The sequence below is a fragment of the Kribbella sp. NPDC050124 genome, assembly GCF_044460355.1.
GTDB lineage: Bacteria > Actinomycetota > Actinomycetes > Propionibacteriales > Kribbellaceae > Kribbella.
The window spans coordinates 61,792-88,443 of the sequence record NZ_JBITJU010000017.1 but is presented as its reverse complement, the minus strand read 5'-3'; the positions used below and the strand labels follow the sequence as shown (position 1 = coordinate 88,443).

Genomic DNA, 26,652 nt, shown 5'->3' with positions numbered 1-26,652 from the left:
CCGGGATCCTAAGGACGTTCTGGGTGGACGTGCCGGGAAGCTGACAATCATTTGTCAAGTCGTCGCTGCGGGAGCCCGAGTGGAGCGGGTGGGGCGGTGAGTGGCACGATTCGGTGCGTGAGTGAGCGCTTCGACTTCACCGGCGACGAGCTGGCACCGGCCTACCGCGCGGCCGTGGACGCCATCGAGGCCGGCGACCTGGTCGTCCTTCCGACCGACACCGTCTACGGGATCGCCGCGGACGCCTTCAAGGCGGACGCGGTCCAGCGGCTGCTGGACGCCAAGGGCCGGGGCCGCGACATGCCACCGCCGGTCCTGATCTCGGTGGTCGAGTCGCTGGACGCGCTCGCCACCGACGTCCCCGACTCCGGACGCAAGCTCTGCCAGGAGTTCTGGCCCGGGCCGCTGACGGTGATCTGCCACGCGCAGACCTCGCTGATGTGGGACCTGGGGGAGACCCAGGGCACCGTCGCGCTGCGGGTGCCGGACCACGAGAACACGCGCGAGCTGCTGTCCCGGACCGGACCGCTCGCGGTCAGCTCGGCCAACCTCAGCGGTCAGCCGGCCGCGCTGGACGTGTACGACGCCGAGGAGCAGCTGCAGGACTCGGTCGCGGTCTACCTGGACGGCGGTACGGCGACCGGCGGCCAGCCGTCGACCATCGTCGACATCACCGGCGACACACCCCACGTCGTACGCCTCGGCGCATTGTCACTCGCCCAGCTGCGAGCCGTCGTACCTGAAGTCACCTCGGACCTCGATACTGACGAGAAGAAGCCAACCGAAGAACCACTCGAAGCGTCCAAGGACGAAGAACCGGTTGTGGCAGCCAAGGACGATGAGCCGGTTGCTGCGGTCAAGGATGATGATGACGAGAAGAAGAAGCCGAACGATCCTGATGTGAGGCCTGCCGACTAGTGCGCGAGTACCTGCTGGTTCTGTTCGTGGCGATGGCCACGACGTTCCTGCTGACCGGGGTGGCCCGGCAGATCGCACTGCGGTACGGCGCCGTCGCGAAGGTCCGGGCCCGGGACGTGCACAAGGTCCCGATCCCGTACTTCGGCGGTATCTCCATCCTCGGCGGCCTGATCGCCGGCTTCGCGGTCGCCTCCAGCCTGCCGTTCCTCGGCGACAGCCTGCAGGTCGCCCACGACGCCCGCGCGATCCTGATCGGCGGCGTGGTGATCTGCGCCGTCGGCGTGGTCGACGACCTGTACGAGCTGGACGCGATCACCAAGCTGGCCGGCGAGGTGCTCGCCGTCGGCGTGATGGTTGTCCAGGGCATCCAGTTGTACTGGCTGCCGTTGCCCGGCGGTGTCGTCTCGCCGCCGCCCGCGCAACTCGCAGTACTCACGGCCGGCATCCTGCTGGTGTCCTGCAACGCGGTGAACTTCGTCGACGGTCTGGACGGGCTGGCCGCCGGTGTGACCGCGATCGGCGCGACCGCATTCTTCACGTACTCGTACCTGCTGAACGTCGAGCAGAACCTCGACCGGGCGACCACCTCGACCCTGATCACGGTCGCGCTGGCCGGCGCCTGCCTGGGCTTCCTGCCGCACAACTTCTTCCCGGCCAGGGTCTTCATGGGCGACTCCGGCGCCCTGCTGATCGGCCTGATGCTGGCCGCCTCGACGATCAGTCTGACCGGCCAGATGGACCCGAACGCGGTGCCCTACGAGGTCGGCGGCTCCAGCCTGCTGCCCGCCCTGCTCCCACTGATCCTTCCGATCGCGGTCCTGGCGATCCCGGCGCTCGACCTGACGATGGCCTATGTACGTCGTACCAAGGCCGGCCGCTCACCCTTCGCCGCCGACAAGCTCCACCTCCACCACCGGCTCATGCAACGCGGCCACTCCCACCGCCGAGCCGTCCTCCTGATGTACCTCTGGACCGCGTTGATCGCGTACGGCGTCGTCGTACTCGGCCTGGTCCTGTTCTGGTGGACCGCCCTCATCGTCCTGGCCGTCGCCGTCACCGCGGTCGTCCTCACCACCGGCCTCCCGCGCCGCCGCGCCCGCAAACCCCTCGCCAAGGTCTGAGCACGCTCTACCCGGGACCAGACCACTTGGTCATGTGGCCTGGCGATAGGGTGTGGCTGTACAGCGGCAGGGGACTCGTTTTGCTGACCGTGCAGACTTTGTGCTAGTTTTCACAAGCACCAGCAAAGAACAGCGACACCCCTGACCCCGCCCACCCGACGACCGAGCCGCGAGACCCGGTCGCCAGCAGGACGGAACCACCAGATGGCTTCCTCGGCTCAGAGTCCGAAAGTCGCCGGCCAGGCAACCAGGCACCCGGCGCTGGCAATGCTGCGTGGCGCTCTCGTCGCCGCGCTCGTGGTCGGCGTCAACGCGACGGCCGTTTCCACCGTCGCCGCCGGCACCGCGGGTCTGTGGGGCGCACTGCTGGGTCTGGTGATGGTGGTCGTCTTCTCCGGCGCGGGTCTGCTCGCGCTGCATCTGTCCCGGCGGACTTCCCCGACGACGCAGCTCGCCATCGCGATGGCGTCGTACACGGGCCGGATCGCGATCTTCGGTGGCCTGCTGGCCCTCGCCCTGAACTCCGAAAGCCTGGCCACGCACGTGAATCTGACCGTGCTCGGCATCAGCGCGCTGGTGGTCGTGATGGGCTGGATGGCCGGCGAGATCTGGGCCTGGTCCCGGCTGCGGATCCCGATCTACGACCTGGATGGGGAAGTGACCGCATGAGCACCCTCGGTAAGGCCTTGAACGAGCGGAGCGAGTTCATCATCCAGCACGGCCCTGCTGTGGCGCAGGTTACGGGTGCCGATGTGACCCGGTCTGTTGCCTCCTGGTACCTTTCGGGTGCCAATGAGCGAGCATCAGGATCCGAAGCCATCACCCCCGAACGCGGGCGACGGCTGGCGGGTCCTGTCCTACTTGATCGGCGGTGTCGTGGTGTACGGCGGCATCGGGTTCGGGTTGGATCGCCTGCTCGGCACCCAGTTCTTGCTTCCGGTGGGCATCGTCCTCGGTGCCGGGCTCACCGTTTTGCTGCTGCACTTCCGGTACGGGTCGCGGTCCTGACCCCTGCCGGGTCTGACGTTGTTGACCGCCATGCCCTGAGCCGCCCTGCCCTTTGCCACAAGGCGTCCGACTTGAGCACGACGCGAGAGGAGACCCGGTGATCGCCGGCGTTTCGACCGAGTTCAACCCACCCGGTCCAGAAGACTTCAACCTTCCGCCCATCTTTTCGGGTGTCGAGTGGTTCACCAAGCCGGTGCTGGTCGGCGCGCTCACGGTGGTCGTGATCATCTGGTTCTTCTGGGGCGCGTCACGCAAGGCCGCGGTGGTGCCGAGCAAGCTGCAGTTCGCCGGTGAGCTCGGGTACAACTTCGTCCGCAACTCGATCGCCCGGGACGCCATCGGCAGCGCCGAGTACATGAAGTACGTGCCGTACCTGACCGGTCTGTTCTTCTTCATCCTGCTGAACAACGTGGCCGCGTCGGTGCCGGGCGTGCAGTTCCCGACCTTCAGCCACGTCGGCTGGGCCTACGTCGCGGCCATCATGACTTGGGTGATCTACAACGCCGCCGGTATCCGCAAGCACGGCGTGCTGGGCTACTTCAAGCTGCAGACGATGCCGGCCGGGGTGCCGATGTGGCTGATGCCGCTGATGATCCCGATCGAGTTCATCTCGAACATCCTGGTCCGGCCGATCTCGCTGAGCCTGCGGTTGTTCGCCAACATGTTCGCCGGCCACATCCTGCTGCTGGTGTTCGTGCTCGGCGGCGAGTACATGCTGCTGCACTCCGGCAGCATCGCGCTGGCCGGTGTCGGCGTCATCACGTTGCTGATGGGCCTGGCGATCGCCGGGCTGGAGCTGTTCGTCCAGTGCATCCAGGCCTACATCTTCGTCGTGCTGACCGCGCAGTACATCGGCAGCGCGATCGCCGAGGAGCACTGACCGCACCACCGCAACGCAGTACCCACAGACCCGTAGTAACGGAAACCCGGATAGCCCCTATCCGTACCGAAAGGAACACACTGCAATGACTGCTCTCGAGATCACCGGCGACATCGCAGTTCTGGGCTACGGCCTCGCCGCGATCGGCCCGGGCGTCGGCGTCGGTCTGATCTTCGCCGCTGTGATCAACGGGACCGCCCGGCAGCCTGAGGCCCAGAGCAAGCTGCAGTCGATCGCCTGGATCGGCTTCGGCGTGACCGAGGTTCTGGCGATCATCGGTATCGCCCTCGCCTTCGTCTTCCGCGGCTGACCCGTTCCCCCTGACTGACAGGACCCAGACATGACGACGTTAGTGCTCCCGCTCACGGAGGCGGCGGCCGAGGGCCCCAGCCCGCTGATGCCGCACACCGCTGAGATCATCTTCGGCTTCGTCTTCCTGGTCCTGCTGGCCATCGCCTTCGCCAAGGTCGTCGTTCCCAAGTTCGAGAAGGCTTACGCCGAGCGGACGCAGGCGATCGAAGGCGGGATGAACGAGGCCAAGCAGGCCCAGGCCGAGGCGAAGGCCGCCCTGGAGAAGTACAACGCGCAGCTGGCGGAGGCCCGCCAGGAGGCTGCGAAGATCCGTGAGGACGCGCGCGAGCAGGGTGCGCAGATCATCGCGGAGATGCGTGAGCAGGCCAACGCCGAGGCCGAGCGCATCGTGACGCACGCCCGGACCCAGATCGACGCCGAGCGGACCCAGGCGGTCGCCTCGCTGCGCAGCGAGGTCGGCCACATGGCCACCACGCTGGCCGGCCGGATCGTGGGTGAGTCGCTCGAGGACGAGGCGCGTCAGCGCCGCACCGTCGAGCGCTTCCTGGCCGACCTGGAGGCGTCGGAGTCCGCACGTCAGGCCGTCGGAACGGACGGCTGATGCGCGGCGCGTCGCAGGAATCACTCGCCCGGGCCGAGGAGGCCCTGGCGGGTGTCACCGTCTCCGAGGGCCTGGGCGCCGAGCTGTTCTCGGTGGCCAAGGTGCTGGACGGCAACGGCGCGCTCCGGCGCGCGCTGACCGACCCGGCCCGGCCGGTCGACTCGAAGACCGGCCTGGTCCAGCAGCTGTTCAGCGGCAAGATCTCCGCCCAGGCGCTGGAGATCCTGACCGCCGCGGTGTCCGGCCGCTGGGTCGGCAGCCGCGACCTGGGCGACGCGCTGGACCAGCTCAGCGTCGAGGCCGAGATGGCCGCCACCGACAACCGGCGCAGGCTGGACGACGTCGAGGACGAGCTGTTCCGGCTGGAGCGGGTGGTCGCGGCGGAGCGGTCCCTCAGCGACAAGCTGAGCGACCGCAACATCCCGCTGGCGCCGCGGCAGGAGCTGATCCGCGGACTGCTGCAGTCCAAGGCCGACGCCACCACGGTGCGGCTGGCCGAGCGGGCGGTGGACGGGCGCGGCCGCAGCTTCGCCGCCTCGCTGCGCTCGTACCAGGTCGCCGCGGCGGCCCGGCGCAACGCCAGTATCGCCACCGTGCGGGTAGCCACCGACCTGTCCGAGGCCGACCGCACCCGGCTGGCCGAGGCGCTCGGCCGGCAGTACGGCCGGGAGATCCAGCTGAACGTGATCGTCGACCCCGAGGTGGTCGGCGGCGTCCGGGTGGACATCGGCGACGAAGTGATCGACGGAACCATCGCGGCCAGGCTCGATGAAGCGCAACGGCGCATCGCGGGCTGACGGCTCTTAACGACATAAGCGGCGCTAAGGGTCGGAACGCCTTTAGGGCCACAACAGGCCAGCAAGGGTCAAAGGAAGCAGGAAACACAATGGCTGAGCTCACGATCAGGCCGGAGGAGATCCGGGACGCCCTGGATCAGTTCGTCAACACCTACCAACCGGCCGAAACCAGCCGGGAAGAGGTCGGCACGGTGGTCGACGCCGGCGACGGTATCGCGCACGTCGAGGGCCTGCCCTCGGCGATGACGAACGAACTGCTCGAGTTCGAGGACGGCACCCAGGGCATCGCGCTGAACCTCGACGTCCGCGACATCGGTGTCGTCGTGCTCGGTGAGTTCGACGGGATCGAGGAGGGCCAGCAGGTCCGCCGCACCGGGCAGGTCCTGTCGGTGCCGGTCGGCGAGGGCTACCTCGGCCGCGTCATCGACCCGATGGGCAAGCCGATCGACGGCCTCGGCGAGATCAAGGACCTCGAGGGCACCCGTGCGCTCGAGCTCCAGGCGGCCGGCGTGATGGACCGCCAGGAGGTCCGCGAGCCGCTGCAGACCGGCATCAAGGCGATCGACGGCATGATCCCGATCGGCCGCGGCCAGCGCCAGCTGATCATCGGCGACCGCAAGACCGGCAAGACCGCGATCGCGATCGACACGATCATCAACCAGAAGGCCAACTGGGACTCCGGCGACCCGACGAAGCAGGTCCGCTGCATCTACGTCGCGATCGGCCAGAAGGGCTCGACCATCGCCGCCGTCCGCGGCGCGCTGGAAGAGGCCGGCGCGATGGACTACACCACCATCGTCGCCTCCCCGGCGTCCGACCCGGCCGGCTTCAAGTACGTCGCGCCGTACACCGGCTCGGCCATCGGTCAGCACTGGATGTACCAGGGCAAGCACGTGCTGATCGTCTTCGACGACCTGAGCAAGCAGGCCGAGGCGTACCGCGCGATGTCGCTGCTGCTGCGCCGCCCGCCGGGCCGCGAGGCGTACCCGGGTGACGTCTTCTACCTGCACAGCCGCCTGCTGGAGCGCTGCGCGAAGCTGTCCGACGAGCTCGGCGGCGGTTCGATGACGGGTCTGCCGGTCATCGAGACCAAGGCGAACGACGTGTCGGCCTTCATCCCGACCAACGTCATCTCGATCACCGACGGCCAGATCTTCCTGCAGTCGGACCTGTTCAACGCCAACATCCGCCCCGCCATCGACGTCGGCATCTCGGTGTCCCGGGTCGGCGGCGCCGCGCAGGTCAAGGGCATGAAGAAGGTCTCCGGCTCGCTGAAGCTGGACCTGGCCCAGTTCCGCGCGATGGAGGCGTTCGCGATGTTCGCCTCCGACCTCGACGCCACCTCGCGCCGCCAGCTCGACCGCGGTCAGCGGCTGGTGGAGCTGCTCCGTCAGCCGCAGTACTCGCCGTACCCGGTGGAGGAGCAGACGGTCTCCATCTGGGCCGGCACGACGGGCAAGTTCGACGACGTACCGACCAACGACGTGCTCCGCTTCGAGCGTGACTTCCTCGACTACCTGCGGCGGGAGAGCAAGGTGCTCGACTCCGTCCGTGAGTCCGGCCAGTTCGACGACGACGCGGCCGCGGCCGTGACCGAGGCGCTGGACGCGTTCAAGCCGACCTTCCAGACCTCCGACGGCCAGCTGCTGGCCGGCAACGAGGCTCCGGCCGAGGCGATGGACGAAGAGGACGTCGAGCAGGAGCAGATCGTCCGGCAGAAGCGGGGCTGATCAACCGTGCCAGCCAGTCTGCGGGAGCTTCGCGAGCGTAAGGCCTCGGTCTCGACGATCAAGAAGCTCACCCGCGCGATGGAGCTCATCGCGGCGTCCCGGATCGTCAAGGCGCAGCAACGCGCCCAGGCGGCCGGTCCGTACGCGCGTGAGCTCACCCGTGCCGTGTCGGCGGTGGCGACGTTCTCGAACGTCGACCACCCGCTGACCACCGAGAAGCCGAACCCGCGGCGGGCGGCGGTGCTGCTGATCACCTCCGACCGCGGCCAGGCCGGCGCCTACTCGTCCAACGTGATCCGCGAGGGTGAGCGGCTGAACACGCTGCTGCGCGAGGAAGAGAAACAGATCGTCCCGTACATCAGCGGCCGCAAGGGCCTCGCGTACTACACCTTCCGTCAGCGCGAGATCGCGCAGTCGTGGACCGGTGACTCCGACAACCCGAGCTTCGCCCGGGCCCGCGAGATCGCCGACGCGCTGATCGAGGCCTTCCTGACCCCGACCGAGGAGGGCGGCGTGGACGAGATCCACATCGTCTTCACCCGGTTCGTGTCGATGCTGACCCAGCGCACGGACGTGATCCGGCTGCTGCCGCTGGAGGTCGTGGAGGGCCAGGAGGCCCCGGCGGCCGACGACGTCCTGCCGCTGTACGAGTTCGAGCCGTCCGCCGAGGACGTGCTGGACGCGCTGCTGCCCAAGTACGTCGCGAGCCGGATCCACTACTGCATGCTGCAGGCGGCGGCCTCCGAGCTGGCCAACCGGCAGCGCGCGATGAAGTCGGCGACGGACAACGCGCAGGACCTGATCGAGAAGCTGACGCGGGACCTGAACCAGGCCCGCCAGGCCCAAATTACCCAGGAAATCAGCGAGATCGTCGGTGGCGCGAGTGCGCTGGCCGACGCGACCGCCGGGAGCGAGTGAGAGAGATGACTGCCACGGTTACCGAGAAGAACAACGAGGCCGCCGGCGCCGCGGGTGTCGGTCGCGTCGCCCGGGTGATCGGCCCGGTCGTCGACGTCGAGTTCGCGGCTGACGCGATGCCCGACATCTACAACGCGCTCGAGGTCGACCTGACCATCGGCGGCGCCACCCAGACCATCACCCTCGAGGTGGCCCTGCACGTCGGTGACAACATCGTCCGGGCCATTTCGATGAAGCCGACCGACGGCCTGGTCCGCGGCGCCGAGGTGCGCGACACCGGCTCCGCGATCTCCGTCCCGGTGGGCGACGTCACCAAGGGCCGGGTCTGGAACGTGACCGGCAAGTGCCTGAACCAGGACGAGTCCGAGTTCGAGGTCACCGAGCGCTGGCCGATCCACCGCAAGGCGCCGTCGTTCGACCAGCTCGAGTCGAAGACCGAGATGCTGGAGACCGGCATCAAGGTGCTCGACCTGCTGACGCCGTACGTGCAGGGCGGCAAGATCGGCCTGTTCGGCGGTGCGGGTGTCGGCAAGACCGTCATGATCCAGGAGATGATCTACCGGATCGCCCACAACTTCGGTGGCACCTCGGTGTTCGCCGGCGTGGGGGAGCGGACCCGTGAGGGCAACGACCTCATCAACGAGATGGAAGAGGCCGGCGTCTTCAAGGACACCGCGCTGGTGTTCGGCCAGATGGACGAGCCGCCGGGCACGCGCCTGCGGGTCGCGCTGTCGGCGCTGACGATGGCGGAGTACTTCCGCGACGTCAAGCAGCAGGACGTGCTGCTGTTCATCGACAACATCTTCCGGTTCACCCAGGCCGGTTCCGAGGTCTCCACCCTGCTCGGCCGGATGCCGAGCGCGGTCGGTTACCAGCCGAACCTGGCCGACGAGATGGGTGTGCTGCAGGAGCGGATCACCTCGACCCGGGGTCACTCGATCACCTCGATGCAGGCGATCTACGTGCCCGCGGACGACTACACCGACCCGGCGCCGGCCACCACCTTCGCCCACCTCGACGCGACCACCGAGCTCTCCCGCGACATCGCGTCGCGTGGTCTGTACCCGGCCGTCGACCCGCTGACCTCCACGTCGCGGATCCTCGACCCGCAGTACATCGGCCAGGAGCACTACGACGTGGCCGTCCGGGTGAAGCAGATCCTGCAGAAGAACAAGGAACTGCAGGACATCATCGCCATCCTCGGTGTGGACGAGCTGTCGGAAGAGGACAAGATCACCGTCGCCCGGGCGCGTCGGATCGAGCAGTTCCTCTCCCAGAACACCTACATGGCGGAGAAGTTCACCAACATCCCGGGCTCCACCGTGCCGCTGAAGGACACCATCGAGTCCTTCAAGAAGATCACCGAAGGCGAGTGCGACCACATCGCCGAGCAGGCGTTCTTCAACGTCGGTTCGCTCGAGGACGTCGAGCGCAAGTGGGCCGAGCTGCAGAAGGACAACTGAGATGGCCGACGAGAGCGGCAAGCACCTCGAGGTTGCCCTCGTCGCGGCCGAGCGGACGGTGTGGCAGGGCCAGGCCAAGATCGTCATCGCCCGCACCACGGACGGTGACGTCGGTATCCTGCCCGGCCACGCGCCGCTGCTGGGCCTGCTGCAGGGCGGCACCGTCCAGGTGCGGACCGTCGACGACGAGTACTTCGTCGCGGCCGCGCCGGACGGCTTCATCTCGGTGGCGAACGACCGGGTCTCGATCCTGGCCGAGAACGCCGAGATGGGTCACGACATCGACCTGGAGGAGGCCCGCCGAGACCTGGAGCGGGCCCTGGCCACCGGTAGCGACACCGAGGGCGCCCAGGAAGACGTCCGGCTCGCCGAAGCACGAGTGAGGGCCGCCGAGAAGGCGGATTGAACGCACCTGCCATAATCGGACAAATCGAATATCGTCACTGACAGTACGGTTCTCCGGGGTGCCCGGGGCAATACCGAATTCGGGCACCGGAAATGAGGTCGCAAGGTATGCGGACAGTCCTCGATGTCGTCGGGGTCTGTCTGCTTGTCGCCGTACTGCTGATCATCGCCTTCGCGTGCCGCCGTCGCTGGTTGTCCAGGGACGGCGGCACGTTCGATTGCAGCCTGCAGCTGGCCGAGAAGGACCATGGCCGCGGCTGGGCGCTCGGCCTGGCCCGGTACGTCGGAGACGACCTGCAGTGGTTTCGCGTCTTCAGCCTCGCCTGGTGGCCGAAACTCGTCGTCAACCGCCGTCAGCTGGAAGGCATAACCACCCGGCGCCCGATGGGCAACGAGCCCCTCGTGACGTACGCCGGCCACGTCATCGTCGACGCCAAGCTCAACGACCGTACGGTCCACTTCGCGATGACCGAGGAAGCCCTCACCGGCGTGCTCGCGTGGATGGAGTCCGCGCCCCCGAGCAGCCAGACCTACCACTGAGAAGTTCCGGAACCGGTGACCTCTTGACACGGGTCACTTACGGTTCGTAGGTTCCTGCGCATACGTAAGAGCAGGTCCCTGGTGACTCACACCAGTATTTTTTTGAACGCGTGCTCATACGTATGAACAGACAACCCTCTTGGTGGGAGTGATGTCATGCGCTGGGTGATCGGGCTACTGGTGGGAGCCCTGGTGGCCGGCTGTTCGGGTCCGGCGGCGCCGAAGTCCGGTGGCGCCGGGACCGACGCCACCATCGTGCACGGCAAGACCGACGGCGGTACGACGTTCGTCCGCAACTACAACGTGCTCGGACCGGCCACCGACAAGGCGCCGAACATGGAGCTCGTCTACGAGCCGCTGATGCGGGTCGACTACGGCGACGGCGGTGTGGTGAAGCCGTGGCTGGCGCAGAGCTGGCAGTTCGGCGAGGACGGCAAGCTGCTCACCGTGAAGCTGCGCACGGACGTCACCTTCTCCGACGGCAAGAAGTTCACCGCCGACGACGTGGTGTACTCGCTCGGCCTGCCGATCGAGAAGCCGGACTTCAGCATCGCCGGGATCACCTACAAGTCGGTCGCCAAGGTGGACGACAGCACGGTCGCGATCCGGTTCGCGGCGCCGTCGTACGCGACCCTGAACCAGTTCGCGAACATCCTGCTGCCGATGGTGCCCAAGCACGTCTGGGCGTCGCAGAACCTGAACACCTGGACGAACCCGGAGCCGGTCGGCACCGGTCCGTTCACGCTGGCCGACTTCAAGCCGCAGCAGATCACGCTGAAGGCGCGCGCCGACTACTGGGGCGGGAAGCTGCCGATGTCGACGTACAAGATCATCCCGACCAGCGCGGACGCGTTGAAGGCGCAGCTGCTCAAGGGTGAGGTCGACTGGGCGTCGGCCAGCTGGGCGAACGGCGAGAAGGAGTACGTCGCCAAGGACCCGGACAAGCACCTCTACCAGCTCTACTCCAACGGCGGCGCGATGTCCGTCCTCTTCAACACCGCCAAGGCGCCGTTCGACGACGTGCACGTACGGCGGGCGCTCGCCCTCACCATCGACCGGACAGCCGTCGTGACCACGCTGCAGCGGCCGGGGACCGAGGCTGGTCCGACCGGGTTGTCCGAGCAGCTGTTCGCCGACTGGCTCGACCCGGCGTACAAGGGCCAAGTGCAGAAGGTCGACGCGACCGCGGCCAAGGCCGAGCTCGCGGCGGGTGGTTGGACCGTCGAGCAGGGCGCGCTGGTGAAGGACGGCAAGCGGTACCAGCCGAGCATCCTGTTCAACGCGGACTGGGGCTGGGGCAACTACGCCGACATTCTGATCAACACCTGGAAGCAGACGCTCGGCCTGCAGGTGAAGGGCGCGGGCCAGCCCAGTGCGGGGTACTACGACAAGCAGAACCTCGGCCAGTTCGACCTGGTCGCGGCGTCCACCGGCGGCTCCGGCGTGTACGGCGTCTACCGCTTCCTCAGCAGTGAGTACGCCGTACCGGTCGGGAAGTCGGCCACCTTGAACCAGGGCCGCTGGAAGGATCCGCAGTCGGACGCGATCATCGCCGCGATGCAGCGCACCGACGACGTCGAGCAACTGAAGACGCTCGGCCGGCAGCTCCAGAAGCTCGTGGTCGACAAGGTGTCGTTCAGCCCGATCTACAACAACTTCTACTTCGTCGACATCAACGCGACCCGGTGGACCGGCTGGCCGACACCGGAGAACTTCGACCACATCCCGTTCGTCGGCATGGGCCCGGACACCATCCTGACCCTGCTCGGCCTGCAGCGCCGGGGGAGCTGACGATGCGCCTGGCGTTCCTGGCCCGGCGGCTGGGGTTCTACCTGGCCGCCGCGGCCGCCGCGATCGGGCTGAACTTCCTGCTGCCGCGGCTGATGCCGGGTGACCCGTCGTCGGCGATCGTCGAGGAGCTGGAACGGGTCAGCGGCCAGCAGGTGCCGGCCGAGACGCTGATGTCGATCCGGGCGATCTTCGGCAACCCGTCCGACAACCTGGCCCAGCAGTTCGTCGACTACGTGCGCCAGCTAGCGCACGGCGACCTCGGCGTCTCGGTGGTCAACTTCCCGGTCCCGGTCGCCGACCTGGTCGCGCAGGCGCTGCCGTGGACGCTGCTCCTCGTGGGGGCGACCACTGTCACCGCGTTCGCGATCGGCACCCTGCTGGGCGTCGTCGCGGGCTGGAAGGCGGGCAGCCGGTTCGACGCGATCCTGACCCCGTTCACCACGTTCCTGTCCAGCGTCCCGTACTTCTGGGTCGCCCTGCTCGCGCTCTGGGTGTTCGGGTTCGTCCTCGGCTGGACCCCGTTGTCCGGTGGGTACGACGCCGACCTGCCGCAGGGGTTCAGCGTCGCGTACGCCGTCAGCGTGCTGCACCACGGTGTGTTGCCAGCAGCAACCATCGTGTTCTCGGCGTTCGGCGGCTGGCTGCTGGGGATGCGCAACATGACGGTGACCACGGTCCGCGAGGACTACGTGCTGCTCGCGCAGGCGAAGGGCTTGTCGCCGAAGCGGGTGATGCTGAAGTACGCCGCCCGCAACGCGATGCTGCCCAGCTTCACCGGCTTCGCGATGGCGCTCGGCGGTGTCGTCGGCGGTGCGCTGCTGACCGAGATCGTCTTCAGCTACCCCGGTATCGGCTACCTGCTCTACGAGGCGTTGCAGAAGCGGGACTACCCGATGATGCAGGGCGTCTTCCTGCTGATCACGCTGGCGGTGCTGCTGGCCAACCTGGTCGCCGACCTGGCGTACGTGCTGCTCGATCCGCGGATCCGGGCGAGGGGGTGAGGAGATGCTCAGTAGCTGGAAGGTCCGCGTCGGCCTGCTGATCCTGGTGTTCTTCGTGCTGCTGGCCGTCTTCGGCCCGTGGATCTCGGCCGACCCGCGAGCGAACGACATCACCGCGATCTCCGAGCCACCGAGCGCGGACCACCTGTTCGGTACGACGCAGTTCGGCCAGGACGTGCTCGCGCAGACCATCGCCGGCGCCCGCGGCTCGATGCTGGTCGGCCTGCTCGCCGCCGCGATCGGAACCCTGATCGCGATCCTGGTCGGCGTCCCGGCCGGGTACTTCGGCGGCGCGGTCGACAACGGCCTGAACTTCCTCACCAACCTGTTCCTGGTGATGCCGGTGCTGCCGTTGATCCTGATCGTGGCCGGCTACGTGCAGGGCACCGGGCCGTGGGTGATCGCTCTGATCATCGGCCTGTTCGGCTGGTCCGGCGGCGCCCGCACGCTCCGGGCGCAGGCGCTGAGCCTGAGCAGCCGGGACTTCGTGCTGGCGATGCGGATGGTCGGCGAACCGCACCGGCGGCTGATCTTCTGCGAGATCCTGCCGCACCTGACCGGGTGGATCTCGGCGATGTTCCTGCACGGCATGATCGGCGGCGTGATGGCCGAGGCCGGGCTGGCGTTCCTCGGCATCTCCGACTCCGGGTCGATCAGCTGGGGCACGATGATCCAGTCCGCTCAGCAGCAGAGCGCCGTACTGCGGGGGTTGTGGTGGTGGTTCGTCCCGCCGGGGTTGTGTATCGCCTTGATCGGTACGGCGGCGACGTTGGTCAACTTCGGCGTGGACGAGGTGTCGAACCCCAAGCTGCGGATGGCCCGTCGGTCGGTGCTCGTGCGGACCCGCAAGGTGGTGGAGGCCTGATGGTGCTGGCAGTCGAAGGTCTCACCGTGGACTACCTGAGCGGAGACCGGCCGGTCCGCGCTTGTGACGACGTGTCGTTCGAGCTGCGCCGTGGCGAGATCCTCGGCGTCGCGGGGGAGTCCGGCTCGGGCAAGTCGACCCTGATCACCGCGCTGACCCGGCTGCAGCGGCCGCCGGCCGTCACCACCGCGGGCAGCATCACTTTCCAGCCGCGTGTCGGTGCCGAGATCGACCTGACCACGCTGTCGCCGGCTGAGCTGCGGTCGCTGCGCTGGACCTCGCTGGCGATCGTGCTGCAGTCCGCGATGGACGCGCTCAACCCGGTGATGCGGGTCGGCGCGCAGTTCGTCGACGTACTGCGCTCGCACGACAAGAGCCTGAGTCGCAAGGACGCCTGCGCTCGCGCCGCCGAGTTGCTCGGTCTGGTCGGGATCTCGGCCGATCGGGTCCGCAGCTACCCGCACGAGCTGTCCGGCGGGATGCGCCAGCGCGCCAGTATCGCGCTCGCGCTGGCCTGTGGTCCCGAGCTCGTCGTGATGGACGAGCCGACCACGGCGGTCGACGTGGTGATGCAGCGTCAGATCCTGGCTCAGGTACTGCGGCTCCGGCGCGAACTCGGATTCGCCGTCGTCTTCGTCACCCACGACCTGTCGCTGCTGCTGGAGCTGGCCGACCGGATCGCGATCATGTACGCCGGCCGGATCGTCGAGATCGGCACCGCCGAGTCGCTCTACACCAAGCCGCGTCACCCGTACACGCGCGGTCTGCGCGACTCGTTCCCGCCGCTGCGCTCGCCGGTCCGCCGCCTCACCGGCATCCCCGGCACCCCGCCGGACCTGCGCAACCCACCACCCGGCTGCTCGTTCCACCCGCGCTGCCCGGACCGTCTCACCGGCTGCGACCAGGACCGCCCGAGCCTGCTGACGATCGAGGACCACGCCGTCGCCTGCCGCCTGTACCCGTCGGGAGATGATCGACCATGAGCCAACCCGTTCTGGAGGCCCGTGGGGTCTCGAAGCATTTTCCGGTCGGGCGCGGGGTGGTGCGGGCGGTCGAGGATGCGACGCTGGCGCTGCAGGCGGGCCGGATCGTCGCGCTGGTCGGTGAGAGTGGGAGCGGGAAGACCACGCTGGCCCGGATGCTGGCCCGGTTCTACCCGCCGACGTCGGGGGAGATCCGGCTGCGAGGTACGACGGTCAAAGGGAAGACGATCAGGGGGGAGGCGCGGGCGTACTACCGCGACGTCCAGCTGATCTTCCAGGACCCGTTCGGCTCGCTGAACCCGCTGCACCGGGTGCGGTACAACCTCGAGCGAGCCGTCAAGCTGCATCACGCCGTACGGTCGAAGGACGAGTTGCAGCGGCGGGTGGTCGAGTTGCTCGAGCGGGTGAGTCTGTCGCCGGCGGAGCAGTTCATCGACAAGTTCCCGCACGAATTGTCCGGTGGACAGCGGCAGCGGGTGGTGATCGCGCGGGCGCTGGCGGTCGAGCCGAAGGTACTGCTCGGGGACGAGCCGATCTCGATGCTGGACGTGTCGATCCGGCTGGAGATGCTCAACCTGCTCGACCGGTTGCGGACCGAGGACGGGCTGGCGCTGCTCTACATCACGCACGACATCGCGAGCGCGCGCTACCTGTGCGACGACATCGTGGTGATGTACGCCGGCCAGATGGTCGAAGGCGGTCCGAAAGAGGACGTGATCGCGCGGCCACTGCACCCGTACACGCAGCTGCTGATCGACTCGTCACCGGATCCGGAGCGGAGTCGCCGCGACCGGGACACCCTGTTCGACGCGGAGGATCTCGGCGAGCCGCCTAGCCTGATCGATCCGCCGGCCGGGTGCCGGTTCCACCCACGATGTCCGGTCGCGATGGACATCTGCCGGACCGAGGCACCACGACGTACCGAACAACCCAATGGGCAGTGGACGCACTGCTGGCTGCAGGAGAAGGAATGAAGGCGCCAAGACAATCCGATGTTGCCCGCCTCGCGGGGGTGTCGCAGTCCGCGGTCTCCCGGGTGGTGAGCGGGGACGTGGACCGGATCCCGGAGGAGACCCGGGAGCGGATCCGGGCCGCGGTGAAGGAGCTCGGGTACGTGCCGAACGCGGCCGCCCGGAACCTGCGCAACAAGCGCAACCGCCTGCTCGGCGTGCACACGTTCGAGGCGGTGTTCCCGCACGCCCGCGAGGACTTCTACTTCGAGTTCCTGCTCGGGATCGAGGAGCGCGCCGAGGAGGTCGGCTACGACCTGGTGCTGTTCACCTCGACCGGGACCAGTGACGGCCGCCGCCGGATCTACCGCGACGGCACGAACCGGCTCAACCTCGCCGACGGCAGCGTGCTGCTCGGTGTCGCGACCGACCGCGAGGAACTCGCCCGGCTGTGGCACGACGGGTACCTGTTCGTCCACATCGGCCGGCGGGAGGTGCCCGGCGCGGACATCCCGTGCATCGTGCCGGACTACGAGAGCGCCGCCGCCCGCATCGTCGAATCCCTGGCCGAGCGGGGGCACCGGAACCTCGCGTACCTGCGGGAAGGGATCGAGCAGGAGTCGTACGTCGACCGCCGTACGGGCTACCGCGCTGCCGTCGAGCGCCTCGGGCTGCAGGACCGCTCGCCCGGGTTCCGTGGCGAGCCGTGGCTGACCGACGCGTGGCTCGACGAGCTCGCCAACGGTCCTGAGACCGCGGTCGTCGCCGAGAGCGTGCGGCTCGCGGAGGACCTCCGCCGCGGTCTGGCCGCGCGGGGCCGGAGCATCCCGGCGGACCTGTCGGTCGCCGTCCTCGAGGGATCGGGTGACGAGCCCGGGCATCGCTGGGACTGCCTGGTGATCCCGCGCAAGGAGATCGGCCGGATCGCGATCGACGCGCTGGTCGCCCGGGTGGAGAACCCGGACGAGCCGCCGGTCAGTCAGTTGGTGCAGTGCGATCTGGTGGCCGGCGAAACCGTCGCCGACCCACGGTGACCGGAAGGAGAACGGGTGGAACTCGCAACGGACGTACTGGTGGTCGGGGGCGGCCTGGGAGGTGTCGCGGCCGCGTTGACCGCGGCCCGGCTGGGTTGGCGCGTCGTCCTGACCGAGCCGACGGACTGGCTCGGCGGCCAGCTGACCAGCCAGTCGGTGCCACCCGACGAGCACCCGTGGATCGAGGAGTACGCAGCCCCGGGGTACGCCGACCTGCGCCGGCGGATCCGGGACTACTACCGGCGCAACTACCCGCTGATGCCTGACGTGGCCGCGGATCCGTTGCTCGATCCGGGGCGCGGGATCGTCAGCCGGTTCTGCCACGAGCCGCGGGTCGCCGCCGCCGTACTCGAGGAGATGCTCGCGCCGTGGCGGGTCAGTGGTCGCATCACAGTTCACTTCGAGCACTCCTTGGTCGCGGCGCATGCCAACGGCGACTCGATCGAGGCGGTGACGGTGCGGGACCTGCGCACCGGCGACGAGCGGACGATCACTGCGACGTACGTCGTCGACGCGACCGAGCTCGGTGACCTGCTGGAACTGGGCGGGGTCGAGCACGTGGTCGGAGCGGAGAGTCAGGCGGCGACCGGAGAGTTGCACGCGCCGGCAGTCGCCGACCCGATGGATCAGCAGGCGATCTCGTGGTGCTTCGCGCTGGAGCACCGGCCGGGGGAGGACCACACGATCGACCGCCCTGCCGGATACGCGCATTGGCGGGACACGGTCGCGCCGTTCTGGCCGGGACCGCAGTTGTCGTGGCGGGACGTCGTACCGATCACGCTGCAGGAGCGGGAGTGGCGGTTGTTCGAGCGGAACCCGGCCGAGCATGCGCCCTTTCCGCTCTGGGAGTTCCGCCGGATTCTTGCCGCGAGCAACTTTATCGACAAGGCGATCCCGGACGTCACGGTGGTCAACTGGCCGCAGATCGACTACTGGGAGCGGCCGCTGATCGGCGTGGACGACCCCGCGCAGACGCTGGCCGCGAGTCGCGAGCTATCGCTGTCCTTCCTGTACTGGCTGCAGACCGAGGCCGGATACCCGGGGTTGCGGCTGCGGCCGGACATCACCGGTACGGCGGACGGGCTGGCCAAGACGCCGTACATCCGGGAGTCCCGGCGGATCGCGGCCGAGTTCACCGTGCTCGAGCAGCACGTCGGCGTCGAGGCACGACCGGACGGCGCCGGGAGCGAGGTGTTCGCGGACACGGTCGGACTCGGGCGGTACCGGATCGACCTGCATCCGAGCACGGCGGGGCGGACGTATGTCGACATCGAGGCGTACCCGTTCCAGATCCCGCTCGGCGCGTTGATCCCGGTCCGGGTGGACAACCTGCTCCCGGCCAACAAGAACATCGGCTCGACCCACGTGACCAACGGCTGCTACCGGCTGCACCCGGTCGAGTGGAGCATCGGCGAGGCCGTCGGCGCCCTGGTCAGCTTCTGCCTCACCAACGGGCTCGCACCGCGCAAGGTCCGCAACGACCCCACCCACTTGGCCGACTACCAGCGCCTGCTGGCCGACGGCCTCGGCGTCCGGCTCGCTTGGCCGGAGGAGATCCGCACCCATCGCGACTGAAAGGTGAAGCCCGTCGTACTCACCGAGTTCGGCTGGGACCCGTCGCCGTCGGCCAACCAGGTGACCGCGGGGACCACGTCCGGCTGGGGACTGCCGTTGCGGCAGTACCTGGACGCGCGGCCGCAGATCGGATGGATGGGGTGGATCTTCGACAACTTCTGGGCGCCGGTGATGTTCGACAAGAACTGGAACCTGCTGAGCGGCGAGTACCAGGGCGCCTTCGTCCGGGACTGGCTCGCCGGGGCGCCCGCGGTCTCACCGTGCTCGGACCACCTGGCTCGAGGCGCCACGGCGACGGCCTCGTCGACGTACGACGCCTCGTCCGGGGCGGCGAAGGCGGTCGACGGCTCCTGCGTGGACTCCGGGCGGTGGATGTCGGCGGTCGGCGACGCCTCGCCGGTATTGACGCTGAATCTGGGTACGTTGAGGGACGTGAGCCAGGTCGACGTCTACAGCGGGTACGGGTACCCGAACGTTGCCACTGGCACCGTCCTGTCCGCGTTCCGGGTCGAGGCGCACACGGCCGCCGGCTGGGTGCAGCTCGGCAGCGTCACCGGAAACACCCGATCGCTCGTCTCCGTCCCCGGGCCGGCCGCCACGGTCGACCAGCTTCGCCTGATTGTGACCGATCCGTCCGGAACCACCCCCGATGTTGCCCGCGTCTACGAGGTTGCCGCCCACTGAGCCTTGGAGGACCCGTGTATCGCACCCGACCAGCCGGTCTGATCGCCGGTCTGCTCGCCGTCCTCCTGCTCGTTCCGGCGGTTCCGGCCACCGCGACCCGGCAGCTGAAGCTGGAGGTGCTCTCCGGACGCCCGGACAAGGTGACGGGCGGCGACGCGCTTGTGCACGTCGACCTGCCGCGCGGCGCCGACCATGTGCAGGTGACGCTGAACGGCAAGGACGTGACGTCGGCGTTCACCGCCGACGAGCAGGGTCTGACCGGTCTGGTCGGGGGCATGCGCCTGGGCTTGAACACCCTCCGGGCCCAGGCCGGTGACGAGAAGACCACTCTCGACGTCCGCAACTATCCACGGCAGGGGCCGGTGTTCTCCGGTCCGCACCAGCAGCCGTTCGTCTGTGAGACCGCGAAGTTCGTCATTCCGGTGATCGGCGGCACGCTCGGCGAGCCGCTCGACGCCGACTGCACGGTCAAGCCGCGGGTGGACTACTTCTACCGGACGACCGCGGGCGCGTGGGCCAAGTGGCCGGCCGGCGCGACGTCGTACCCGGCCGATCTCGCGCGCACGGACGCGAACGCGCCGTTCATCGTCCGGATGGAGACGGGCAGCGCGAACCGGGCTGTGGTCCAGACCAGTATGTTGCACGACCCGCTGCGGGAACCGAAGCCGCGGCCGACCAGGCGTACGGCGGGATGGAACGGGCGGGCGATCTTCACCCTCGGCGGCGGCTGCGCGGGCGGTTGGTACCGCTCGGGCAGCACGACCGGCGGGGTGACGGACGCCTTCCTGCTCGGCCGCGGGTACGCGCTGATGTCGTCGTCGCTGAACGTCTTCGGCCAGAACTGCAACGACCTGACCGCGGCCGAGTCGGCGATGATGACCAAGGAGCTCTTCGTCGAGCACTACGGGCGTCCGGCGTACACCGTCGGCTTCGGCTGCTCGGGCGGCTCGTACCAGGCGCATCAGATCACCGACAACTACCCCGGCATCTTCGACGGGATCATCGCCGGCTGCTCGTTCCCGGACGTCGGGTTCGGGACCGTCACGTTCATCAGCGACGCGTGGCTGCTCGACTCCTACTTCACCTCGCGGTCGAACGTGTCGTGGACGCAGGAGCAGAAACGGCAGGTGGCCGGGTTCGCGACGTACGCGACGCTGCCGAGTATGGCGATCAGCGCCGGGCGGATCGACCCGCGCCGGAACTGCGACATCGTCCCGCCCGCTGACCGCTACGACCCGGAGACGAATCCCCGCGGGGTCCGGTGCGATGTGTTCGACCACGCGATCAACGCGTACGGCGCCGACCCGTCGACCGGGTTCGCACGGCGACCGCTGGACAACGTCGGCGTGCAGTACGGGCTCGGCGTGCTGCGATCCGGCGTGATCACGGCCGAGCAGTTCCTCGACCTCAACGAGCATGTCGGCGGGTTCGACGCGGACGCCAACGTCGTGCCCGCCCGGACGGTGGCGGATCCGCAGGCGGTGCGAACGGCGTACCGGACCGGGCGGCTGACCAGCGGCGGGGGCGGGCTGGCCGACGTACCGATCATCGACTACCGCGCGTACTTCGACGATCAGGCCTACGGGGACATCCACGTCCGGTATCACACGTTCTCGATGCGGGCGCGGCTGGAGAAGGCGAACGGATCGTCGGCCAACCAGGTGAGCCTGCTGGAGGACGTTCGGTACGGGCTGTTCAGTACGGCGAGCCCGCTGCTGCAGCACGCGGTCGACTCGCTGGACGAGTGGCTGACCACGCTGGCGGCCGACGACTCGTCGCGTCCGCGGCTGGACAAGATCGTGGACGCGCGACCGTCGTCGCTGGTGGAGGGGTGCCGGGGGCCGTCCGAGTTCATCGCGCAGCCGTTGGATCGGGATCCTGCCTCGCAGTGTGAGCAGTTGTTCCCGTCGGCGTCGTTCCCGCGGGAGGTCGCGGGCGCCGGAGTCGCCGCGGACGTGATCAAGTGCCGGCTGCGCACGCCAGTGCGCAGCGACTACTCCACCTTCACCGACGTCCAATGGAATCGCCTGCTCAGCATCTTCCGCAGCGGCGTCTGCGACTACTCCAAGCCGGGCATCTCCCAGCAGCCCATGGCCGGCACCTGGCTGCACTTCAACTGACATCGGATCACCTCTCTGGTTCGGTCTCCCTTGTGGGTAAGGGATTTGAAGGTTGCTGACTCTCTGTGTACATTAGAACACATGTTCGATGGAGATCTCACCTCGCTCTCGACGGCCGGCCTGCTGGAGTCGGCCGCCGAGCACCGCGCCGAGGAATACCGTGCCGCTACCCGGCTCATCGAACACGCCCAGATCTACGCCGACCGCCACCATCCCGACGCCTGCCTGGCCCGGCCCGGCCGGCGTTCCTGGGAAGGCCGCGAACGATCGGTGGTGCTCGGTGGTGACGGCTGTCCGGCGATCGCCGAGTTCGCCGTGGCCGAGTTCGGGGTGATGCTCGGCATCTCACCAAAGGTGGCGGCGGACTACCTCGGCCAGGCGCTGGCGTTGCGGCACCGCTTTCCGTTCACCTGGGCCCGCGTGCTGGCCGGCGAGGCGACCCCCTGGCGCGCCCGCCTTCTCACCACTGCGTGCATCAACTTGTCCGAGGAAGCCGCCCACTACGTCGATCAGCGCCTCGCCCCGATCCTCGACACGACCACGCCGTACCGTCTCGACAAGATCATCAAGGCCGCCAAGATCCACGCCGACCCGGCGGGCGCCCGCGCCGAGGCCGAGGAGAAAAGCCGCGAACGCGGGGTCTTCATCGGCCGGACCAACGATCACGGCACCAAGACCATCTACATCCGCACCAGTCCCGGCGACGCCATCCGCTTCGACGCCACCATCGCCGCCATCGCCGACGCCCAACAGAGCTTCGGCGACACCAGAAGCACCAACTACCGCCGTGCCCACGCTGTCGGCATCATCGCCGACCCCCGCTTTGCCGAGGAACTCCTCCTCCAGGCCCGCGAACAACACCTCCACGATCCCACGCCCGGACATGCCCAGCCTGACACTGGCCCAGCTGCCGACGCCGCGTCGGGAGCGGGCGTCAGCCACCGCAGGACGACCAAGCCCGCCAGGACAGCCAGCCATGGAACCTGGGGCGACAAGCCGGCCACGGCTCCGGCCTCTACGAGCTGGGCCGACGACGAACTACCGAGCGACTGGTCCAGGCCCTGGCGCGAGCCTGGTCCAGAGGACGAGGCCGACCGCGACGCACCCCATCCCAGCGACAGCGAGTACCCCGATCCCCTCGACGTGCCTTTCACCGCGCCCGTCGATCCCGCCTGGCCCGGGCCCCATGCCACGCTCGACCCCGGCGAAACCCTCACCCCAGACGCCCAACGCGCCCTCAACGCGCGGTTCGCAAAGATCAAGCATCAAGCCCACTGCAACCAGACCACCCAGGATGGTGCCGACCGGCCCGGGCGACTACGCCCTGGCAAGACCGAGATCTATGTCCACCTCACCGACCACACCCTCGCCACCGGCACCGGAGTCCTGCGCGCCGAAGGCATCGGGCCCCTCTTCGCCGCCCAACTCACCGAACTCATCGGTCACGGCCCCTACGTCGTCAAGCCCGTCATCGATCTCAACGACGCGGTCAGTGTCGACGCCTACGAAATCCCGCACCGCATCCGTGAATGCATCAAGCTCACCCACCCGGTCGAACTCTTCCCGTACGGCACCCGTGAAACCAATCGCTCCATGGATGTCGACCACATCCAGCCGTAGGACCCCCTCGGACCACCAGGCCAAACCAACACCCAAAACCTCGCTCCCCTGGGACGCTTCACCCACAGGGTCAAGACCCATGCCCGAGGCTGGAACGTCCAGCGCCTGGACCCGAAGACCCTGGAATGGACCACACCGCACGGCTTCACCTTCCACGTCACCCCAACCGGCACCTATCGAGTCCAGGCACCCCACCGGCCACCCGACCTGATCTGAACCAATCGGTCTCACGCTCGGCCGGTCAAGCCGAGGGCTGGATAATCGGGGTCGGTTGCGAAGCGGACGGCGATGTCCCGGATGTCCTCCTCGGCCTGCCACCAGGTATCAGGCTCCAGGGCGCGGAGCGCATGGACGGCGTTCTCCAACCGCGCACGAAGCTCAGGCGCTTCTGCTTCACCTGCGTGGTGAGCGGCCTCCAAACGCGCAAGACAGAAGGAGCGGATGGCCGGGAGCTTCGCGTACGGGAACACGCTGTCAGTCTGGCGCAGCGCCGTTCAGGTCAGGGTGAAGCGGAAGCGGTGTCGGCGTGGCTGTAAATCGTACGGGGGCAGGATCGGGGCGCCGCTGGTCGGACTGCCGAGGCCGTGCTGCAGCGCGTCCAGAGTCAGCCACACGCGGTCGCTGGGTACCAGATCTTCGCGGTGCCCGGCGGCGGCCAGGTCGGCTGTGGTCCAACGGCGTACCGTCAAGGCCAGGTGCGGATCGCCGGTCAGCTTCAGTGTGCCTGCGGTCCCGGATAGCTCGGCCCACCGTACGTCGGCGCGGGCGCCGTTCTCCTGCGGGTAGATGAACGGCACCTGCAGGTCGTCGATCGTAGACGTGTATCGCCCGACCCGAGCCGCCGCCCGGGCATCCGGATACCCCTGCCCGGGCCCCAACCCAAACCAGGTCATGTCTCTGAACCCCGCCGGCAGGCCCAACGTCACCCCCACCCGAGCCCAGGGGACCTCCCACTCACCCACCGGCTCGACCTCAACCTCAGCCGTGAGCCGCTCCACGTCAGACGTCCACCGATACGTGGTGAGCACCCGAGCATCTGTCGCCGCGGCCCCCACCATCGTCCGCACCACCGCCGCCTCTGCGTCGACATCGACCGCCACAGTCCGATACCGGAGTCGATCCAACCCGGCGTTGGCCCACCGAGTCTTCCGGTCAAGCGACGTCGCATCCCAGGTCCGAGCATCGTGCTGGGTAGGCGCCCGCCAAAGCTCCAATGGCACATGCTCCACCTCCCAAGCCCCCAGCCGAAGCAGACGCCCACTCCGCTCGCAGAAAAGGCCCGGTCCCAACGAGATCCCGCCGCCGTCCGGCCGTCCCGGCCGGACGGCGGCGCGAGGAGAAGACGCAATGTCGGCCGCGACTTTTGCCTGTGTGGCGGCCACTTCGTGGCCTGCGGGTGCCCATGGGGTATCGGCGCGTAGGACGGCTCGGATGGTGAGCCAGCGTTCGCGGTTTTGGGCGGGAAGGGAGGGCAGCACGACAGTCGCCTCGCCACCTGGGGTGATCACCGGCATGTCCAGGTTGCCCCGGGCGATCGGCTCACCCTCGTCGGCCAGTTCCCAGAGCAGGGTGAGGTGGCTGGTGTCCGCGACGTCGTACCTGTTGGTGATGAGCAGTACGCCGTCGGACGCCGTCAAGTGAACCGGCTCGAAGGCTTTGCGGGCCTCCAGCAACACCGGCTTGGGAGTCAGGTCGGGGAAGACGAGGCCGTCGAGGACGTAGTTGCCGTCGTGGAGTTCTTCGCCGAAGTCGCCGCCGTACGCGTAGCTTCCGTCTGGACGGCGGATGCCGTGGTCCATCCATTCCCAGAGGAAACCGCCCTGGCAGCGTTCGTAGCGGTGGAAGAGCTCCTCGTACTCCGGCAGCCCGCCGGGACCGTTGCCCCCGGCATGCGAGTACTCGCACAGGACGAACGGCATCTCCCGCCGCCGCGCATCCAGCCGAGGATCCTCCAGCGGCTTCTCGGCCCGCTTCCCGATCGCCTCCACCTCCGCGTGTGAGGTGTACATCCGGCTGTACACATCAACGTCCGCACACGTGAGATCACCCTCGTAGTGCACCGGCCGCGACGGATCGCGCTCCCGCGTCCACGACGCCATCGCGGTCAGGTTCCGCCCGACGCCGGCCTCGTTCCCGAGCGACCACATGATCACCGACGGGTGGTTCTTGTCCCGCTCCACCAGCCGCCGCATCCGATCCACCGACGCGGCCTCGAACGCAGGATCGTCGGCCGGATTCCCGCGCCACCCGAGCAGGAAGAACCCGTGCGTCTCGTAGTCACACTCGTCCATCACCCAGAAACCGAGCTCGTCGCACAACTCCAGCAACCGCGTGTCCGGCGGATAGTGACTGGTCCGGATCGCGTTGATGTTGTGCTGCTTCATCACCAGCAGCTCCTGCCGCAACCGATGCTCCGGTACGACGCGACCCAGCACGGGATCGTGCTCGTGCCGATTCACCCCGTGGAACAGCAGGCGCCGCCCGTTGACCGTCAGCACCCCGTCCACGATCGCCACCGTCCGGAACCCGATCCGCAGCGACACCGTCTCGTCCGGCGTCTCGACGACCGCGTCGTACAACCGCGGCACCTCCGCCGACCACGGCTCCACGTCAGCCACGGTCACCGACTCACCCGCAGCAACCTCGACCCCCAGCGACGGCACCCGCACGACTGCGCCCGGCACGGACTCGACGAGCAGCGTCCCGGCGCCGGTCCGGTGGTCGTAGTCCGCGTGCACGAACACGTCCGTCACGGACCGGCGCGCCAGCAGCGTCACGTCCCGGAAGATCCCCGGCAGCCACCACATGTCCTGGTCCTCGAGGTAGCTCCCCGACGACCATTGATGCACCCGGACGGCCAGCACGTTCCGCCCCACCCGCAGTACCGAGCTGACGTCGAACTCGCTCGGCAGCCGGCTCCCGCGCGTCACCCCGAGCTCCACGCCGTTCAGCCACACCCGCGCACACGAGTCGACGCCGTCGAAGCGCAGTACCGCAGGACCGTCCCACGGCGCGTCGAACTCCAGCCGGTAGTCCCCGGTCCCGTTCTCGTCCGGCACGTACGGCGGATCGACCGGGAACGGATACGGCTGGTTGGTGTAGATCGGCCGCCCGTACCCGTGCATCGGCCAACTCGACGGCACCGGGATCGAGTCCCAGTCCGAATCGTCGAAATCCACCCGCTCGAACCCGGCCTCGCCCACGGACTCCGCGTAGTGGAACCGCCAGCTCCCGTTCAGGCTGATCGCGGGTACGTCGGAACGCACAGCAGCCCGCGGCGGCAGCACGCCGTACCCAGGTCCGGGGTCTTCGTAGTACGTCATTACATCCTTCCGA

The 26,652-nt window shown here is 68.4% G+C and carries 25 protein-coding genes; 23 read left to right on the top strand and 2 right to left on the bottom strand.

Features of this window, described 5'->3' with window-relative positions; genetic code table 11:
• Window positions 1–117 precede the first annotated feature (117 nt).
• The 23 genes from ACIBL3_RS31510 (at window position 118) to ACIBL3_RS31400 (ending at window position 23,316) form a co-directional block, all read left to right on the top strand.
• Window positions 118–918, top strand: coding sequence for an L-threonylcarbamoyladenylate synthase (locus ACIBL3_RS31510; protein WP_396357385.1), 801 nt, complete (start codon window positions 118–120; stop codon window positions 916–918).
• Window positions 918–2,039 (top strand): glycosyltransferase family 4 protein, encoded by a 1,122-nt coding sequence (locus ACIBL3_RS31505; RefSeq protein ID WP_396357384.1) that lies wholly within the window; start codon window positions 918–920, stop codon window positions 2,037–2,039. The genes ACIBL3_RS31510 and ACIBL3_RS31505 overlap by 1 nt, the downstream gene beginning before the upstream one ends.
• A gap of 204 nt (window positions 2,040–2,243) precedes the next feature.
• On the top strand, window positions 2,244–2,708 hold the full coding sequence (locus ACIBL3_RS31500; RefSeq protein WP_396357383.1) for a hypothetical protein: 465 nt from the start codon (window positions 2,244–2,246) through the stop codon (window positions 2,706–2,708).
• A gap of 123 nt (window positions 2,709–2,831) precedes the next feature.
• The gene (locus tag ACIBL3_RS31495) at window positions 2,832–3,047 is read left to right on the top strand and encodes a hypothetical protein (protein ID WP_396357382.1); all 216 of its coding nucleotides are present in this window, start codon (window positions 2,832–2,834) and stop codon (window positions 3,045–3,047) included.
• 97 nt (window positions 3,048–3,144) lie between these two features.
• Window positions 3,145–3,927: a F0F1 ATP synthase subunit A gene (atpB, locus tag ACIBL3_RS31490; RefSeq protein ID WP_396357381.1), complete on the top strand. Its 783-nt coding sequence runs from the start codon at window positions 3,145–3,147 to the stop codon at window positions 3,925–3,927.
• An 85-nt stretch (window positions 3,928–4,012) separates the two neighbouring features.
• Complete coding sequence (gene atpE, locus ACIBL3_RS31485) at window positions 4,013–4,237, top strand: ATP synthase F0 subunit C (RefSeq protein ID WP_396357380.1); 225 nt, start codon at window positions 4,013–4,015, stop codon at window positions 4,235–4,237.
• A gap of 30 nt (window positions 4,238–4,267) precedes the next feature.
• Window positions 4,268–4,840 carry a F0F1 ATP synthase subunit B gene (locus tag ACIBL3_RS31480; protein ID WP_396357379.1) on the top strand — a complete coding sequence of 191 codons (573 nt, stop codon included), beginning with the start codon at window positions 4,268–4,270 and terminating at the stop codon, window positions 4,838–4,840.
• The gene (locus tag ACIBL3_RS31475) at window positions 4,840–5,637 is read left to right on the top strand and encodes a F0F1 ATP synthase subunit delta (protein WP_396357378.1); all 798 of its coding nucleotides are present in this window, start codon (window positions 4,840–4,842) and stop codon (window positions 5,635–5,637) included. Before ACIBL3_RS31480 ends, ACIBL3_RS31475 begins: the two co-directional genes overlap by 1 nt.
• An 89-nt stretch (window positions 5,638–5,726) precedes the next feature.
• Window positions 5,727–7,367, top strand: coding sequence for a F0F1 ATP synthase subunit alpha (gene atpA, locus ACIBL3_RS31470; RefSeq protein ID WP_396357377.1), 1,641 nt, complete (start codon window positions 5,727–5,729; stop codon window positions 7,365–7,367).
• 6 nt (window positions 7,368–7,373) lie between these two features.
• Window positions 7,374–8,285, top strand: a complete 912-nt coding sequence (locus ACIBL3_RS31465; RefSeq protein ID WP_396357376.1) for a F0F1 ATP synthase subunit gamma — start codon at window positions 7,374–7,376, stop codon at window positions 8,283–8,285.
• Between the two features lie 5 nt (window positions 8,286–8,290).
• Entirely contained in the window at window positions 8,291–9,748 is a 1,458-nt protein-coding gene (gene atpD / locus ACIBL3_RS31460) for a F0F1 ATP synthase subunit beta (protein WP_396357375.1), read from the top strand.
• A 1-nt stretch (window position 9,749) separates the two neighbouring features.
• A complete protein-coding gene (locus ACIBL3_RS31455; RefSeq protein ID WP_396357374.1) occupies window positions 9,750–10,154 on the top strand; it encodes a F0F1 ATP synthase subunit epsilon in 405 nt (134 codons plus the stop codon).
• A gap of 107 nt (window positions 10,155–10,261) precedes the next feature.
• Window positions 10,262–10,693: a DUF2550 domain-containing protein gene (locus tag ACIBL3_RS31450; protein ID WP_396357373.1), complete on the top strand. Its 432-nt coding sequence runs from the start codon at window positions 10,262–10,264 to the stop codon at window positions 10,691–10,693.
• Window positions 10,694–10,849: 156 nt separating this feature from the next.
• Window positions 10,850–12,484: an ABC transporter substrate-binding protein gene (locus ACIBL3_RS31445; protein WP_396357372.1), complete on the top strand. Its 1,635-nt coding sequence runs from the start codon at window positions 10,850–10,852 to the stop codon at window positions 12,482–12,484.
• Between the two features lie 2 nt (window positions 12,485–12,486).
• Complete coding sequence (locus tag ACIBL3_RS31440) at window positions 12,487–13,485, top strand: ABC transporter permease (RefSeq protein WP_396357371.1); 999 nt, start codon at window positions 12,487–12,489, stop codon at window positions 13,483–13,485.
• Between the two features lie 4 nt (window positions 13,486–13,489).
• Window positions 13,490–14,350, top strand: coding sequence for an ABC transporter permease (locus ACIBL3_RS31435; protein ID WP_396357370.1), 861 nt, complete (start codon window positions 13,490–13,492; stop codon window positions 14,348–14,350).
• Window positions 14,350–15,333 carry an ABC transporter ATP-binding protein gene (locus ACIBL3_RS31430; RefSeq protein ID WP_396357369.1) on the top strand — a complete coding sequence of 328 codons (984 nt, stop codon included), beginning with the start codon at window positions 14,350–14,352 and terminating at the stop codon, window positions 15,331–15,333. The genes ACIBL3_RS31435 and ACIBL3_RS31430 overlap by 1 nt, the downstream gene beginning before the upstream one ends.
• Entirely contained in the window at window positions 15,330–16,307 is a 978-nt protein-coding gene (locus ACIBL3_RS31425; protein WP_396357368.1) for an ABC transporter ATP-binding protein, read from the top strand. Before ACIBL3_RS31430 ends, ACIBL3_RS31425 begins: the two co-directional genes overlap by 4 nt.
• Window positions 16,304–17,317 (top strand): LacI family DNA-binding transcriptional regulator, encoded by a 1,014-nt coding sequence (locus ACIBL3_RS31420; protein ID WP_396357367.1) that lies wholly within the window; start codon window positions 16,304–16,306, stop codon window positions 17,315–17,317. Before ACIBL3_RS31425 ends, ACIBL3_RS31420 begins: the two co-directional genes overlap by 4 nt.
• Before the next feature lie 15 nt (window positions 17,318–17,332).
• Window positions 17,333–18,892 (top strand): FAD-dependent oxidoreductase, encoded by a 1,560-nt coding sequence (locus tag ACIBL3_RS31415; RefSeq protein ID WP_396357366.1) that lies wholly within the window; start codon window positions 17,333–17,335, stop codon window positions 18,890–18,892.
• Between the two features lie 3 nt (window positions 18,893–18,895).
• A complete protein-coding gene (locus tag ACIBL3_RS31410) occupies window positions 18,896–19,576 on the top strand; it encodes a discoidin domain-containing protein (protein ID WP_396357365.1) in 681 nt (226 codons plus the stop codon).
• 14 nt (window positions 19,577–19,590) lie between these two features.
• A complete protein-coding gene (locus ACIBL3_RS31405) occupies window positions 19,591–21,696 on the top strand; it encodes a DUF6351 family protein (RefSeq protein ID WP_396357364.1) in 2,106 nt (701 codons plus the stop codon).
• Window positions 21,697–21,777: 81 nt separating this feature from the next.
• Entirely contained in the window at window positions 21,778–23,316 is a 1,539-nt protein-coding gene (locus ACIBL3_RS31400; RefSeq protein WP_396357363.1) for a DUF222 domain-containing protein, read from the top strand.
• Window positions 23,317–23,543: 227 nt separating this feature from the next.
• On the opposite strand, the gene ACIBL3_RS31395 is transcribed toward ACIBL3_RS31400, so the two are convergent.
• Entirely contained in the window at window positions 23,544–23,786 is a 243-nt protein-coding gene (locus tag ACIBL3_RS31395; protein WP_396357362.1) for a hypothetical protein, read from the bottom strand.
• Window positions 23,787–23,810: 24 nt separating this feature from the next.
• Window positions 23,811–26,639 carry a glycoside hydrolase family 2 TIM barrel-domain containing protein gene (locus ACIBL3_RS31390; RefSeq protein WP_396357361.1) on the bottom strand — a complete coding sequence of 943 codons (2,829 nt, stop codon included), beginning with the start codon at window positions 26,637–26,639 and terminating at the stop codon, window positions 23,811–23,813.
• Window positions 26,640–26,652: the final 13 nt, after the last annotated feature.

Bases quoted from the DNA above. Each gene is read 5' to 3' on its own strand.
- ACIBL3_RS31500 (WP_396357383.1), top strand. From the start codon at position 2,244: ATGGCTTCCTCGGCTCAGAGTCCGAAAGTCGCCGGCCAGGCAACCAGG.
- ACIBL3_RS31495 (WP_396357382.1), top strand. From the start codon at position 2,832: ATGAGCGAGCATCAGGATCCGAAGCCATCACCCCCGAACGCGGGCGAC.
- atpE (WP_396357380.1), top strand. From the start codon at position 4,013: ATGACTGCTCTCGAGATCACCGGCGACATCGCAGTTCTGGGCTACGGC.
- ACIBL3_RS31480 (WP_396357379.1), top strand. From the start codon at position 4,268: ATGACGACGTTAGTGCTCCCGCTCACGGAGGCGGCGGCCGAGGGCCCC.
- ACIBL3_RS31475 (WP_396357378.1), top strand. From the start codon at position 4,840: ATGCGCGGCGCGTCGCAGGAATCACTCGCCCGGGCCGAGGAGGCCCTG.
- atpA (WP_396357377.1), top strand. From the start codon at position 5,727: ATGGCTGAGCTCACGATCAGGCCGGAGGAGATCCGGGACGCCCTGGAT.
- atpD (WP_396357375.1), top strand. From the start codon at position 8,291: ATGACTGCCACGGTTACCGAGAAGAACAACGAGGCCGCCGGCGCCGCG.
- ACIBL3_RS31455 (WP_396357374.1), top strand. From the start codon at position 9,750: ATGGCCGACGAGAGCGGCAAGCACCTCGAGGTTGCCCTCGTCGCGGCC.
- ACIBL3_RS31450 (WP_396357373.1), top strand. From the start codon at position 10,262: ATGCGGACAGTCCTCGATGTCGTCGGGGTCTGTCTGCTTGTCGCCGTA.
- ACIBL3_RS31445 (WP_396357372.1), top strand. From the start codon at position 10,850: ATGCGCTGGGTGATCGGGCTACTGGTGGGAGCCCTGGTGGCCGGCTGT.
- ACIBL3_RS31440 (WP_396357371.1), top strand. From the start codon at position 12,487: ATGCGCCTGGCGTTCCTGGCCCGGCGGCTGGGGTTCTACCTGGCCGCC.
- ACIBL3_RS31435 (WP_396357370.1), top strand. From the start codon at position 13,490: ATGCTCAGTAGCTGGAAGGTCCGCGTCGGCCTGCTGATCCTGGTGTTC.
- ACIBL3_RS31430 (WP_396357369.1), top strand. From the start codon at position 14,350: ATGGTGCTGGCAGTCGAAGGTCTCACCGTGGACTACCTGAGCGGAGAC.
- ACIBL3_RS31425 (WP_396357368.1), top strand. From the start codon at position 15,330: ATGAGCCAACCCGTTCTGGAGGCCCGTGGGGTCTCGAAGCATTTTCCG.
- ACIBL3_RS31420 (WP_396357367.1), top strand. From the start codon at position 16,304: ATGAAGGCGCCAAGACAATCCGATGTTGCCCGCCTCGCGGGGGTGTCG.
- ACIBL3_RS31400 (WP_396357363.1), top strand. From the start codon at position 21,778: ATGTTCGATGGAGATCTCACCTCGCTCTCGACGGCCGGCCTGCTGGAG.
- ACIBL3_RS31390 (WP_396357361.1), bottom strand. From the start codon at position 26,639: ATGACGTACTACGAAGACCCCGGACCTGGGTACGGCGTGCTGCCGCCG.